This is a genomic window from Rufibacter sp. XAAS-G3-1, from assembly GCF_013623775.1.
Classification (GTDB): domain Bacteria; phylum Bacteroidota; class Bacteroidia; order Cytophagales; family Hymenobacteraceae; genus Nibribacter.
Genome location: NZ_JABFAM010000007.1, coordinates 250,895 through 264,169, shown reverse-complemented (window position 1 = coordinate 264,169; position 13,275 = coordinate 250,895). Strand labels below are relative to the sequence as shown.

The following is a 13,275-nucleotide window of genomic DNA, read 5'->3' as shown; positions in this document are numbered from 1 at the left end:
TTCCATGGCCATGTTTCCTACCTCTATTAAAAGATCCGTTTTTCTGCTCGCGTTAGCTACCTCTTCTTTAGCGTGTGACAAATTAGACCTTGCCCCCTCAGATAGCATTGACCCTTCCAAGGCCTTCCGTAACATCAATGACCTGAACATGGGTTTACTGGGAGCCTACGCGGTACTGGACTACACCCTTATTTCCAGCAACGCCACCGTTTCAGACGAGGTCATGCTGCCCACTGAGAATAACGTGAGCAACACAGACGCCCACCGTTGGCTGTATAACGCCGGTAGCGGCTCCGTGACCTCGGCCTGGGGCCAATATTATACCACCATTGATCGCGTAAACCGGGTATTAGCCGCTCTGGATCAGGTAACCGTTCCTGCCGCAGAACAAGCCTTGAAAGACCGCTATCAAGGTGAACTTCTTGCCCTTAGGGCCTACTCCCACTTTGAACTGCTGCGTGCCTATGCGGCTTCCTATGAACCAGAAGCGTTAGGGGTGCCTTATATGAAGGTTTCTGTCATTGGCACACCGGGCAGAGATACGTTCAAGGCGGTGATTGACAACGCGAAAGCGGATTTGATAGCGGCCAAGGCCCTGATCCCGGCTTCTTTCAATGACAAAACCAGAATCACCAAAACCGGGGTTGCGGCCATACAGGCCCGGGTGGCGTTGTACGAGAAGAACTGGCCCGATGCCATTACCTACTCCACGGAAGTGATCCAAGCGACTCCCCTGGCCACCCGCGCCCAGTTCCCCGGCATCTGGACAGATGCCAACGAAGCTGAGGTGATCTGGAAACTGAAACGGGTGGTGGGTGATGCCCGCATCGGGGATTTCTTCTTCCGCCAAAACGGGAGTATTGTCTTGTTTGCCCCGGCCTTCAAGCTCATCAACTCGTTTGACGCGGACAATGATGTACGCTATGCGCCCTATATCAAATCTGATGCGAACCGGGGTGCTGGTAAATCTACTTATTTAGTAAACAAATACATTGGAGGAACGGCATCTGCCCCAGGCCTGGCCGACATCAAATTATTCAGAACCGGTGAAATGTACCTTATAAGGGCAGAGGCCCGGGCAGAAACCGCCGGCGGATTAGCCGAAGGCGCCAATGACCTGAATGCCTTGCGCACAGCCAGAATTACCGGGTATACCCCTATGGCCTTTGCTTCCAAGGAGGCCTTGATCAGCGCAGTGTACACCGAGCGTTTTAAGGAACTGGCATTTGAAGGGCACCGCTTCTTTGACCTCAAGAGAAGAAATCTTCCGGTGGAAAGGCTGCCCGCTGATGCCATCAATACCTCGGGGGCGGTGCGCCTGGAGCCTACGCAGGCCCAGTACTCCTTCCCTATTCCAGCCCTGGAGATATCCGTAAACAAGAACATCATCCAAAACCCTAAATACTAAGCTATAGAACGCTGTCTTACCTGCGTAGGGCAGCGTTTTTACTTTCTGTATATGAAATATATTTTCTGGCTTTCATTCTCATTGAGTGCGCTGGGTCTCTGGGGCTGCAAAGCCACCCCCCTGCCACAACCAACACCGCTTCCTCCCACCCCTTCCAGCACAGTTAGACCAGCCTCCCTCGGGATAGTGGGCGACTCTACCGACGTCAAAACCCCGGTGACGGGGGGCTTGGTCTTAATGGGGGGCGGCAAAGATGTGGAATCTGCTTTTAAATGGATGATCCAGCGAAGCGGCGGCGGCAACGTAGTGGTGATTAGGGTGACCGGCACCAATGCCTATAACCCGTTCATTGCAGGCTTGGGCACCGTCAAATCCGTGGAAACCCTTAAGATTGACACCCGCGACCTGGCCAACAATGACACCGTGGCCCGCATTATCAGAAATGCCGAGATGCTGTTCATTGCCGGGGGTGACCAGTCTAAGTACATGAACCTGTGGCGGGGCACCAAAACCCAGGAGGCCATCAATTACTTACTGCAAACCAAGAAAGCACCCGTGGGCGGAACCAGCGCAGGCTGCGCCATTATGGGAGGCTTCTATTACAGCGGCGAAAGCGGGAGTTCTATCTCTACCACCGCCCTGGCCGACCCGTACCATAGTACCATCACGCTGTATAACAATGATTTTGTGCAGGCCCCTTTCCTCCGCAATATCATCACCGACCAGCACTACCTGGCCCGCACCCGCGAAGGTAGGCACGTGGCTTTTCTGGCAAGAATCAAGAAGGACTGGAACGTTGCCGCCCAGGGCATAGCCGCCGATGAGCGTACCGCCGTTTGTATTGACCAGCAAGGGATGGCGCAGGCATTTGGCAGCAGCAAAGCCTATTTCCTCCTCCCCAATGACGCCAAAGCTCCCGAACTGGTAGAAAAAGGGAAACCGTTACTCTGGAAACGCAACGAACAGGCGCTTGCCGTCTATGAGATTACCGCCTCTGACACGGGCAGCGGCCAGTTCAATGTTGATACGTTCCACCCAAGCTCCGCCGCCGGCGGCAAATGGTACTGGTGGTGGGTAGAAAACGGGCAATTACACAAAAAAGACCAATAATAACTTTAATCACACACATGCACTTCACTTTGAAAAACAGTTGGTGGGCAGCCTTGGCTTTCCTGTTGGCTACCTCCTGCACATCCAAAACCAACAACGAGCAAACTTCCACTGGCACTACGGCTGCCTCAGACACAACCAAGTACGTGCTGGTGATCCATGGCGGGGCAGGTACAATCCTGAAAAAGGACATGACCCCAGAGAAAGAGGCGGCGTACACCGCTGCGCTTACCCAAGCGCTGCAGGCAGGGTATAGCCTCTTGAAACAAGGAAAAAGCAGCTTGGACGCCATTGAAGCCACCATTCATGTGCTGGAAGACTCTCCCCTGTTTAATGCCGGAAAAGGAGCCGTTTTCACCCATGATGGCAAAAACGAGCTGGACGCCTCCATCATGGACGGGAAAACCCTGGGGGCCGGCGCGGTGGCGGGTGTCACAAATGTGCGTAACCCAATCAGTGCGGCCCGGGCGGTCATGGAAAAGTCTGAGCACGTGATGATGGTGGGGCCAGGGGCCGAGAAATTCGCCAAGGAAGCCGGGCTGGAAATTGTGGCCCCTGCCTATTTCTTTACCGAGTCGCGTTGGGAAGGACTGCAGAAAGCCATTCAGGAAGACTCCACCAAAAGTCAGCTGGACCATGACGGCAAAACGGCGCTTAAAATGGGCATTCTCAACAAAGACAACAAATTTGGAACCGTAGGTGCCGTGGCCCTTGACAACCGGGGCAACCTGGCGGCGGGCACCTCTACCGGCGGGATGACAAACAAAAAGTACGGCCGCGTAGGCGATGCCCCCATTATTGGCGCGGGCACGTACGCCAACAACCAGACCGTGGGCATTTCCTGCACGGGTTGGGGTGAGTTCTACATCAGAAGCGTGGTGGCCCATGACATCTCGGCCCTCATGGAATACAAGAACCTTTCCGTGGCCGATGCTTCCCAACAGGTGCTTGACAAAGTGGGCAAACTGGGTGGCGACGGCGGATTGATCGCCTTGGATAAAAATGGCCGGGTAGCCACTCCTTTCAACACCGAAGGCATGTACCGCGGCACCATCACGGCAGACGGCAAAATTGAGGTCAAAATTTACAAAGAGTAGCCTTCTTAAACGTTAGAGCCCAGTTTGAATGCTTAACCTTCCTGAATAGCTGTTTTAGGTCTGTTTATGGCAAAACAAGCCTAAAACGGCCATCTTGAAATACCATTCGGCCGCAAATCCCTTCCTCTGGTTTTCTCTGAAAGCTTCTAATCACAAGAGATCTAGGTCAACCTTAACCTCCCTATTATGAAACGATATTTGTTTTATTTCTTTCTGCTGCTGACGTCATCAGCGGCTTGGGCGCAACCTTCGTCCCCTAAGGGAAACCTCTTCATTATTGGGGGTGGCACACGCTCCCCGGCCCTGATCAAGGAAATGGTGGAAACCGCTGGGCTGCAGAAAAAAGATTACATAGTGGTACTCCCCATGGCCAGTGCAGAACCCGTGGAGTCATACGCAGCTATTCAGAAGCAACTACAGGCGGTCACCAAAAACAAAATAACCTGCTTCAACTTCACACCGGCCACTGTCCTAAACAAAAAATGGCTTGATTCCCTGCGGCAGGCCAAACTGATTTTTATTACCGGCGGCAGCCAGGACAGGTTCATGCAGGTAGTGCACAACTCGCCCGTCTATACTGCCATCCATGCGGCGTATGCAGGCGGGGCCACCATTGCCGGCACCAGTGCGGGGGCGGCCGTTATGAGTAAGTACATGATTACCGGTCAGCAGTTGGCGGGTGACACTACCTACAAAGAAACCTTTGATAAACTCTGGGACAAGAACATAGAATTCAAACCCGGCCTGGCCTTGCTGGATTCTGTCATCATAGACCAGCACTTCATCAAGCGGAGCCGCTACGCCCGGTTATTTTCTGCCTTGGCAGCTTTTCCTTCCTTTGACTGTGTGGGCATTGATGAAGGTACCGCGCTGGTAGTGCTCCCCGGCCGCATGAAAGTGGTAGGCGACAGCCAGGTTATCCATTTTTCAGAACCCAAGGGTTTGCAGACCACTCCCCAGGGATTGATCAAAGTGCAGGACATGAAGATCAGCATCTATGCAGACGGAGATTATTTCTCTTTTTAAGCAATTCAGCTTGCCTGCTTACTTTCATTTTAGCGGTGTTTTCCTCAAAACAGGTCAAAAGCTTCTTGGCGGCAGAACCTAAGGTTCAAAAGAATACATTCACCTATTACCCCTACCCTATTAGATCTCAGTTTATGGCTTCTTTTCTGAAAACAGGCCATAAACTGAAATCCCTATTGATACCTTTCTGCGGTTTAGCTTCTTGGAAATGGTTTCATTGGAGGGGTTTGTAGGTGCACGTCTTTTGCTATTCCACTGGCGGGGCCGCTTTTTGCGTGGGTGCAAGTACTGTATTGTTTCATAGTTTCCGCTAAGCGCTCACGGCCGCGGGGCCCCGTCTTCCCCTCTCGCACTGCCCTTTCGGCCTGTGAGGTCTGCCTCTCTTAGTTGGTGTTTATCTATGGCCAAAAGCGAGGCGCGCTCGGGGAAGACTGGAACTGGGGAAAGGAGCAGAAGTAACGGAGCAGAAACAGTGATGATGGAATGCGTAGAGACCAGGCATGCCTGGTCTCTACGCATTCCTTTCATTAGCAAAGGCGTATTCCCCTCCTGGGAGGGGTAGGGGTGGGTTCTGGCTTCCCATCAACTCCTTCCAAGGCGCACCAATCGTTCAATTATGATATTAGATGACAACGGTTCTACCAGAAGTTCTTCCCTTCGCGGAAACCAAGAGATTACAGGGACAATAACAGCGGAATAATAACGGTTGGTGTGCTACTTCTACTAACCTGGCGCACAAGATATTCCCGAAATAATTTTCCGGTGACGGCCTTTTTCCTAATTTCACCGCGTAGTAAGTAATTGGACAGAAATAACTATATCTTCTTCTCTCTTGTCATCCTGAAAGGATCTCGGTGGCGAACTAGAAAAGCTCTTATTGAAAGTAATTGCCGTTCGTGGCCAAGATCCTTTCAGGAAAACAAAATAGATAGTTTAATTTGTCCTGCTACTTATATCATCTAACCAAACCTAAACAAATGAAAGTAACCGTAGTTGGAGCCGGTAACGTAGGGGCCACCTGTGCCGACGTGTTGGCGTACCGCGAGATTGCCAATGAAGTAGTGTTAGTGGATATCAAAGAAGGCTTCGCCGAAGGCAAGGCCCTGGATATCTGGCAGAAATCGCCGATTAACCTGTATGACACCCGCACCGTGGGCGTTACCAATGATTATACCCGTACCGCCAACTCAGACGTGGTGGTGATTACTTCCGGACTGCCCCGCAAGCCCGGCATGACCCGTGACGACCTCATCAGCACCAACGCCGGTATCGTTCGTTCTGTCACCGAAAACGTGATCAAGCATTCGCCGGAGGCCATCATCATTGTGGTATCTAACCCGCTGGATGTGATGACCTACGCCGCGCACGTAACCTCTAAACTGCCCCGCACCAAAGTGATGGGCATGGCCGGCATCCTGGACACCGCCCGCTACCGCGCGTTCTTAGCCGAAGAACTGAATGTGTCTCCTAAGGACATTCAGGCGGTCTTGATGGGCGGCCACGGCGACACCATGGTGCCGCTTCCGCGCTACACCACCGTAGGCGGTATTCCCGTAACCGAGCTGATTGACGCTGCCAAACTGGATGCCATTGTTGACCGCACCAAAAACGGCGGCGGTGAGCTGGTGAAACTGATGGGCACCTCGGCCTGGTATGCGCCGGGTTCAGCCGCTGCGCAGATGGTGGAAGCCATTGTGCGTGACCAGAAACGCGTGTTCCCGGTGTGTATCAAACTGGAAGGCGAGTACGGCATTACCGGCACGTACCTGGGTGTACCGGTAGTGCTGGGTAAAAACGGAATTGAGAAAGTAATTGAGCTGCAACTAAACGAGGACGAAATGGCCTTGTTGAAGGCCTCTGAGAAAGCCGTGCGTGAAGTGATGGACGTGTTAGACAACATGCCTGCCAACGCGTAGGCACTTGTTAGAGCTTGTTTACATTTGAGGTTTGCTGGCTCAACTAGCCAGAGAAAGGTTCTGCGGAAGCGTTTTTTGAGCCGCGTAGCAGCGCTGTGGGGCGACGCAACCGCTTCCGCAGGTTCTTTTTATGGTAGTTTGCAGCGCAAAGATGAAATTTAGACAAGCTCTTTATGAACCTGTTTAGAGTTTTCCATTAACCGGCATTTAAAGCAATTCCTCTAGGCAAGTATTCGGTTATGCCTCTGGTTTTCAGGTTACTTTTATGAAAACAGGCCAAAAACAAGAGGCCGTTATTGGCCTACTGCCGCAAACATCCGCTTGTACCGCCGTTTTCAGGGTGTTTTTAGGAAAACAGGCGCAAAACTCTAAACAGCTTTGATTATAAAATTGGAGAGCCTGGCCTGTTGGTCAGGCTTTTTTATTTCCGTTTTGGGCTTCATTTCCAGAAACGAGCTCCAAAACGCATTCTTCTGTACGGGCAGGTCACGACCTGTCCTAAACGGCAGCCGAAGCAAATGGCCAACAAGAAAACAGTGCCGGTGCCAACGCAAAACTTCCAAAGCCACCAGCTAAAGAAGGCAATGCCTGGTTGGCCAGGGCAAGCCCTGTCCGCACCCTAGGAATCCCGCCGCCTTGCACAAACGCTTTATTTTCACTATATTACTGACATAACATTCAAGAATATGGAATTTGAGCTTTGGTGGCTTTGGCTTATAGCAGGCATCCTACTTTTGGTAGCGGAGATGGTCACAGGTACCTTTTATCTGCTGTGGCTGGGTATTGCTGCGTTGGTAGCCGCCGTGCTGGCGTACCTTTCCCCCCAGAACCTGTGGCTGCCTCCCCTGGGGGCCAGCGTTACGGGGCTGCTGCTTACCCTGCTAACCAAGCGCTTAACGGCCCGCCTGCACAAAGTCCGGGGGTTTCATGACCCGGTTTACCAACTGGTCAACAAGCAAGGCGAAGTGGTGGAACCCATTATGCCCGGCCGTTTGGGCATTGTGCGCATAGGAAGCGAGGTTTGGTCGGCGAAAGCGCAGGAAGAGCTGCCGCCCGGCCAGCGGGTGCTGGTGGTAAGCCAGAGCAGTACGGTTCTACAAGTGGTCCCTATCAAATAAAGATTTTACGGAGGGTTATTCGTTTGTCTCTCATTTACGCATTCACTTACGCACTAAAACTATGACCACCTCTCTTATTATCCTTGCCGCCGTTATTGTGCTCATGGCACTCTCTATCCGCATTATTCCGCAGCAGCGGGTGGGGGTGGTAGAGCGGTTGGGTAAGTTCCAGCGCCTCATGCACCCGGGGCTGAACCTGTTCATTCCTATTGTAGACCGGGTGCGCGTGTACCACGATTTGCGTATCCAGCAGACGAACGTGCCGCCGCAGTCAGTGATTACGCGCGACAACGTACAGGTGCTCATTGACACCATTGTGTTCTACCAGGTAGTAGGGCCGGAGCAGGCCACCTACGGCATCTTTGACTACGTGCTGGGGGTACGGAACATCACCACGGCTACCATGCGGCAGATCATCGGGAACCTGGAACTGGATGAAACCCTATCGGGCCGCGAGCGGATTTCTGCCGAGATCAGGACTGCCCTGGACGAAGCCACCGAGAAATGGGGCGTGCGCATTGAGCGCGTGGAGGTCATCGACATCAAACCACCTTTAGATATTCAGGAAGCCATGGACAAGCAGATGAAAGCCGAGCGGAACCGCCGCGCCACCATTCTGGAAGCCGAGGCGGCCAAGCAAGACATGATCCTTCGGGCCGAGGGCGACCGGGCCAGTAAAATCCTGCGGGCGGAGGGTGATCGCGCTGCCGTGGAGTTAGATGCCCTAGGCCAGGCCAAAGCCATCACCGACATCGCGGAGGCGGAGAAAGCCCGTATCCGGTTACTGATTGAGGCCGGCCTGGATGAGCGGGTGCTTACCTATCGTTCTTTTGAGGCGCTTGAGAAATTAGCCATGGGGCCAGCCAACAAGATTTTCATGCCATCGGCAGCCGTAGAGACCTTGGGCAACATAGGCGCCATTGGCGATATGCTGAACAGCAGCAAAAGTTAAGCTGTTTTAAGGCTATTTTTTAGAAAAAAGCCTTAAAACAGGCACCTAAAATAAAAGGCCCCGCAGATTAGATTTGCGGGGCCTTCTATTTTAGGTTTTCTTCTTCCCCTCCTTTTTGTCCTCCTGAAAGGATCTTGTGGACGAACTAGAAAGGCTTTTAGTAAAGGTCAATTGCACAGAATTCCCGTTTTTGCTGCTGACGCAGCGAGGATAGTCAGAGACTATCCCTTATCCATAGGCACGGGTCTGTAGACTAGCGCCAACTACGCTTCTTAAAATTTTAGAGACCAAAAACTGCTTTGGAATTTATGCGTTTTAGGCCTCTTTTCCGAAAATGGGGCCTAAAACTAACAACCAGCAACTCACAACTACTTCTGGCTGGCCTTGAACAGCTTCTGCTTCTCTTCTTTGGTCAGGCTTTCATACCCCGAGACGGAAATCTTGTCCAGAATCTGGTCAATCTCCAGTTGTGAGGGGTTCGCGGCGGTATTGGCCGCGGCAGAAACGGGAGAGGCCGATGAGGAGGTGAAAGGCCGGTTTGGGTTTTTATAGGCCACTTTCAACGGAGAACGGCGCTGGAACAGGCCACTGAAAAAGCCTAGTACTGCTTGCACGGGCCTTCCCCAGTCTGTGCCTTTTTGCAGTTGCCGTACGTAGAAGAAGCCTAAAAGGGCACCGCCTAAGTGAGCAATGTTTCCGCCTGCGTTGCCGCCGGTGGCCCCAGAAATGGAAAGCAGCACCATCACTAGGGCAATGTATTTGATCCGGATGGGGCCAATAAGAATCAGGTTGAAGGTGTAGTTGGGCAACAAGGTAGCGGCGGCCACCATAATCGCGATCACGCTGCCAGAGGCCCCCATCATGAAAGAACCTTCGGCGCGTAGTTGCAGGTACGGAATGGTGTTGTAGCTGATCAGATAGATCAAGCCACCGGCCAGACCACCTAGCACATACAGGCTCACCAACCGCTTGTCGCCCAGGTACTCCCTAATCAGCATCCCAAACCAGTAGAGATTGAGCATGTTGAAGAGAATGTGGAAGAACTCCAGGTGGGTGAAGAAGTAGGTAAGAATAGTCCAGAAGCGGTAAGGAAAAGACGGCAGTTCGGAAGGTATGCTCAAGTTGGAAGGCACGCTCAGGAAGGTCATCAGGTAAGCGAAGGTGCCGCCCGAGCCGCTTAGCGTCATGACCGTGCGCAGGATGATCAGCACCGCAAACACCACCACATTGATGAAAATGAGCTGGTGCAGGGAATTGTTGCCCCTGCTGAACGCCGAACGGATATCGTCAAAAATACTGGTCATAGTTTAGTAAAAGTTGTTACGTTGTCGTTCCCAAAGTTTCAGTAAAATATACGCAAAAAGCATTCCGCCCAAATGCGCGAAATGCGCCACATTGTCACCCGGCATCCGGTTCAACCCAGAGTAAATCTCAAACGCGCCGTACATGAGCACAAAGTACTTGGCTTTGATGGGAACCGGGAAAAACAGCAGCATGAGTTCTGTGTTGGGGAACAGCATCCCGAAAGCCATCAGAATCCCGAACACCGCACCAGAGGCGCCCAGCATGGGGCTGTTGACCATCACATCAGACAACCGGGCCGCAAACGCCTTGGCTTCCGTGATCATCTGCGCATTGGTAGGGTTCCGGTTGAAATCAACCAGGAAAGATTCCATGCCCCGCACGTCAATGCCCCCTTTCTCCAGCAGGTTTTTGAAGTCTATAGGGTCTGGGTTCTGCATAAACGCCACAACGCCTTCCATGACCTGGGTAATCTCATAGTAACGCACCGCCGAGTAAAGCAGACTGGCCCCCAAACCGGTAATCAGGAAAAAGATGAGGAAGCGCTTTTCACCCCAGTACCGCTCCAGCATGGGCCCGAAGATAAACAAACTGAACATGTTGCTGAACAGGTGCATGAGGTTCCCGTGCATGAACATGTGGGTGACAAACTGAAAAGGCCGGAAATAGTCTGACCGGATATCATGCAAAGCAAACAATTGCGTTGGGAACAGCCTGTCGCTTAAAATGAACATCAGCACGTTCAAAATAAGCAGGTTACGCACCATGGGCGTGATGGGTGACATAGAAGGAGGTTAAGTAAATGTACAGTTAAAAGGAAACAAAAAAGCCGACCAAAACCCTGCAGCCGCTTTTTCCTACCTATGGTAACAGGTCACGAAGGTAATAGTTCTGCTCCACACAGTACGGAGGAATGCCTGCTAATGGTACTCCTACCGGCTTAAACTATCGGCTTGCCGCATATTTCCTGCCACAATTACGTCACCTGCCAAAAAGCTAGTTCCGCAGGAACAAATCCTGAAGTTGCTCGGTCTGCAAAATCACCAATGTTTTCTGCCCACTTGGCGTATAATTAGGCACCTGGCAACCAAACAAGCGGTCTACCAACGCATTCATTTCCTGATCATTTAAGCGCCCTGTGAGGCGGGAAGCCACGCGCTTGGCCATAGCCCGGGCCAGATTCTCCTGCCGGTCTACCTTTAACGCCGAGAGGTTGCTTTTATATTGCTCCAGCAATCCCTCAATCAGTTCCCGCTCATCGCGCAGCGGAATCTCGGCCGGAATGCCGTTTACCACCAGCGTATTGTTCCCGAAATCATTGAACACGAAGCCCAGGGCACTGAACTCCTCGGCCAATTCCATCACCAACGAAAAATCGGCGGCCGAGAGTTGTAGCGTTTGCGGGAAAAGCAGTTGCTGAGACGCCCCGGTACGCTTGCCTAAGGACTGGCTGTATTTTTCGTACAGAATCCGCTCTTGGGCGGCTTGCTGGTCTACCACCATCAGGCCAGATTTCACCTGCACCATCAGGTACTTCTGGTGCACCTGCAGGGTTTTGGAGCCGCCCGTCATGCCGGTTGTCACCGGGGCAAATGAATCTTCTTCCGGAAAAAGGTTGCTGTCCTCAGAGGTGGCACGGGAAACTTCCCGGGTTGGGGTAGAATCAAAAGAAGCATTTCCCCTTCCCCCCCCAGAGGCGCGGGAAGTAAAGGTGGTAGGTTGGTTCATTTTAGACGAAGCTCGGGGGGCTTGGGCGGGGGCGGTCTCAAAATCCATGGAGGCCGGAAATTTCATGGGCTGGAGCGGCATATAGTTCACATCGGCCCCAAAGTCCAGCGACGGGGCAATGTTGTGCAGGCCCAGGCTTTGCTTCACGGCTGCCCGCACAATGGCGTAGACCGTTTTCTCGTCCTCAAACTTGATCTCGGTCTTGGTGGGGTGCACGTTGATGTCAATCGTTTCCGGGGCGATTTCCAGAAACAAGACGTAAAACGGGAAACTGTCTTTGGGCAGCAGCCCTTCAAAGGCCGTGAGCACCGCGTGGTTCAGGTATTGGCTTTTGATGTAGCGGTTGTTCACGAAGAAGAACTGCTCGCCCCGGCTCTTTTTGGCGAACTCCGGCTTGCCGATATAGCCCTTCACGGTGAGAAAGGGCGTGGTCTCTTCGCAGGCGGCCATCTGTTCTTTGTACTCTTTCCCGAAAATGCTCACAATGCGCTGGCTCAGTTTCCCGGCGGGCAGGTTCATCACCTCCACCTCGTTCTGGTACAGGGCAAAGGCAATCTCGGGGTTGGCCAAAGCTACCCGCTGGAACTCGTCCAGAATGTGGCGCATCTCCACGGGGTTGCTTTTCAGGAAGTTTCGGCGGGCGGGCACGTTAAAAAACAAGTTCTTCACGCTCACCACCGTTCCTTCGCCCATGGCCACCGGCTCCTGTTTGATGACCTCGTTGCCTTCAATGCTCAGGCAGGTACCCAGTTCAGAGCCCCGGGCGCGGGTCTTCAGCTCCACTTGTGCCACGGCGGCAATGGAGGCCATCGCCTCACCCCTGAACCCCATGGTCTTGATGCGGAACAGGTCTTCGGTAGATTTGATCTTGGAGGTGGCGTGGCGCTCAAAGCACATGCGGGCATCGGTCTCGGTCATGCCTACGCCGTCGTCCACCACCTGAATCAACTGCTTTCCGGCATCTTTGATAATCAAGGTAACGCTGCTGCTGCGCGCGTCTACGCTATTCTCCAACAACTCCTTTACCACGGAGGCCGGGCGCTGCACCACCTCGCCGGCGGCGATCTGGTTGGCCAGGTACTCGGGTAATAAACGGATAATATCTGCCATCCTTACTTAGTTCTGTAAATTTTGAGTTCAACAACAAGGCATAGCGGGCAGCAAAGGAAAACCCTCTTTGCCCAGTACGTTCCGTGGCTGCCCGTCTTTCTTCGGCTTCCCCCGCAAAAGAGAATGGCGGAAGCAGCCCCAGCCCTTGCCAGGAGGTACCCCTTTCAGTCAACCGTCACTACCCGCCAGACCGCCCTGAACGTCTTTCTCTCTGCTTGCGGGCACAGCAAGGCCCCAACGGCAGCAAGGGGAAAGGCTGCTGGGTGGCGAAGTTCAACATTGGCGGCCTGAAAGGCAAATTAGCCAGCTCATTAACACGCGGCAGAGGCAGCAGATTCAAGTAAAGGCGGGATTTGTGCACTCTGTTGAAACCCACCCTGCCCCAGAAAAGGAATTCTCCTCCCGGGCCTACCTGGTTGGGGAAGACCGAAAACACTCCTGCAAATGCGTTTTAAGGCTGTTTTGTGGAAAACAGCCTTAAAACGCAGGTACCGCTCTGCCTGGTTGC

Annotated in this window: 10 protein-coding genes; 7 read left to right on the top strand and 3 right to left on the bottom strand. The window is 52.9% G+C overall.

Annotated elements, in window-relative coordinates:
• The first annotated feature begins 10 nt into the window (after positions 1 to 10).
• The 7 genes from HHO50_RS09630 to HHO50_RS09600 all read left to right on the top strand — a co-directional run bounded on the left by HHO50_RS09630 (position 11) and on the right by HHO50_RS09600 (position 8,627).
• Positions 11 to 1,408, top strand: a complete 1,398-nt coding sequence (locus HHO50_RS09630; protein ID WP_181305803.1) for a RagB/SusD family nutrient uptake outer membrane protein — start codon at positions 11 to 13, stop codon at positions 1,406 to 1,408.
• A 51-nt stretch (positions 1,409 to 1,459) separates the two neighbouring features.
• The gene (locus HHO50_RS09625) at positions 1,460 to 2,518 is read left to right on the top strand and encodes a cyanophycinase (protein ID WP_181305802.1); all 1,059 of its coding nucleotides are present in this window, start codon (positions 1,460 to 1,462) and stop codon (positions 2,516 to 2,518) included.
• A 17-nt stretch (positions 2,519 to 2,535) separates the two neighbouring features.
• Positions 2,536 to 3,615: an isoaspartyl peptidase/L-asparaginase family protein gene (locus HHO50_RS09620; protein WP_181305801.1), complete on the top strand. Its 1,080-nt coding sequence runs from the start codon at positions 2,536 to 2,538 to the stop codon at positions 3,613 to 3,615.
• A gap of 186 nt (positions 3,616 to 3,801) precedes the next feature.
• On the top strand, positions 3,802 to 4,641 hold the full coding sequence (locus HHO50_RS09615; protein WP_181305800.1) for a cyanophycinase: 840 nt from the start codon (positions 3,802 to 3,804) through the stop codon (positions 4,639 to 4,641).
• Positions 4,642 to 5,618: 977 nt separating this feature from the next.
• Positions 5,619 to 6,557, top strand: a complete 939-nt coding sequence (gene mdh / locus HHO50_RS09610) for a malate dehydrogenase (RefSeq protein ID WP_181305799.1) — start codon at positions 5,619 to 5,621, stop codon at positions 6,555 to 6,557.
• Between the two features lie 686 nt (positions 6,558 to 7,243).
• Positions 7,244 to 7,675 carry an NfeD family protein gene (locus HHO50_RS09605; protein ID WP_181305798.1) on the top strand — a complete coding sequence of 144 codons (432 nt, stop codon included), beginning with the start codon at positions 7,244 to 7,246 and terminating at the stop codon, positions 7,673 to 7,675.
• A 61-nt stretch (positions 7,676 to 7,736) separates the two neighbouring features.
• The gene (locus HHO50_RS09600) at positions 7,737 to 8,627 is read left to right on the top strand and encodes an SPFH domain-containing protein (protein WP_181305797.1); all 891 of its coding nucleotides are present in this window, start codon (positions 7,737 to 7,739) and stop codon (positions 8,625 to 8,627) included.
• Between the two features lie 368 nt (positions 8,628 to 8,995).
• Here HHO50_RS09600 and HHO50_RS09595 read toward each other — a convergent pair whose 3' ends face one another.
• The 3 genes from HHO50_RS09595 to mutL form a co-directional block, all read right to left on the bottom strand.
• Positions 8,996 to 9,931 carry a rhomboid family intramembrane serine protease gene (locus tag HHO50_RS09595; RefSeq protein ID WP_181305796.1) on the bottom strand — a complete coding sequence of 312 codons (936 nt, stop codon included), beginning with the start codon at positions 9,929 to 9,931 and terminating at the stop codon, positions 8,996 to 8,998.
• Positions 9,932 to 9,934: 3 nt separating this feature from the next.
• Positions 9,935 to 10,714, bottom strand: coding sequence for a rhomboid family intramembrane serine protease (locus HHO50_RS09590; RefSeq protein ID WP_181305795.1), 780 nt, complete (start codon positions 10,712 to 10,714; stop codon positions 9,935 to 9,937).
• Positions 10,715 to 10,925: 211 nt separating this feature from the next.
• Entirely contained in the window at positions 10,926 to 12,767 is a 1,842-nt protein-coding gene (gene mutL / locus HHO50_RS09585; protein WP_181305794.1) for a DNA mismatch repair endonuclease MutL, read from the bottom strand.
• Between the last annotated feature and the right edge of the window lie 508 nt (positions 12,768 to 13,275).

Excerpts from the sequence above, each read along its gene's own strand:
- mdh (WP_181305799.1), top strand. The coding sequence starts at position 5,619 with ATGAAAGTAACCGTAGTTGGAGCCGGTAACGTAGGGGCCACCTGTGCC.
- HHO50_RS09600 (WP_181305797.1), top strand. The coding sequence starts at position 7,737 with ATGACCACCTCTCTTATTATCCTTGCCGCCGTTATTGTGCTCATGGCA.
- HHO50_RS09615 (WP_181305800.1), top strand. The coding sequence starts at position 3,802 with ATGAAACGATATTTGTTTTATTTCTTTCTGCTGCTGACGTCATCAGCG.
- HHO50_RS09595 (WP_181305796.1), bottom strand. The coding sequence starts at position 9,931 with ATGACCAGTATTTTTGACGATATCCGTTCGGCGTTCAGCAGGGGCAAC.
- HHO50_RS09630 (WP_181305803.1), top strand. The coding sequence starts at position 11 with ATGTTTCCTACCTCTATTAAAAGATCCGTTTTTCTGCTCGCGTTAGCT.
- HHO50_RS09605 (WP_181305798.1), top strand. The coding sequence starts at position 7,244 with ATGGAATTTGAGCTTTGGTGGCTTTGGCTTATAGCAGGCATCCTACTT.
- mutL (WP_181305794.1), bottom strand. The coding sequence starts at position 12,767 with ATGGCAGATATTATCCGTTTATTACCCGAGTACCTGGCCAACCAGATC.
- HHO50_RS09625 (WP_181305802.1), top strand. The coding sequence starts at position 1,460 with ATGAAATATATTTTCTGGCTTTCATTCTCATTGAGTGCGCTGGGTCTC.
- HHO50_RS09620 (WP_181305801.1), top strand. The coding sequence starts at position 2,536 with ATGCACTTCACTTTGAAAAACAGTTGGTGGGCAGCCTTGGCTTTCCTG.
- HHO50_RS09590 (WP_181305795.1), bottom strand. The coding sequence starts at position 10,714 with ATGTCACCCATCACGCCCATGGTGCGTAACCTGCTTATTTTGAACGTG.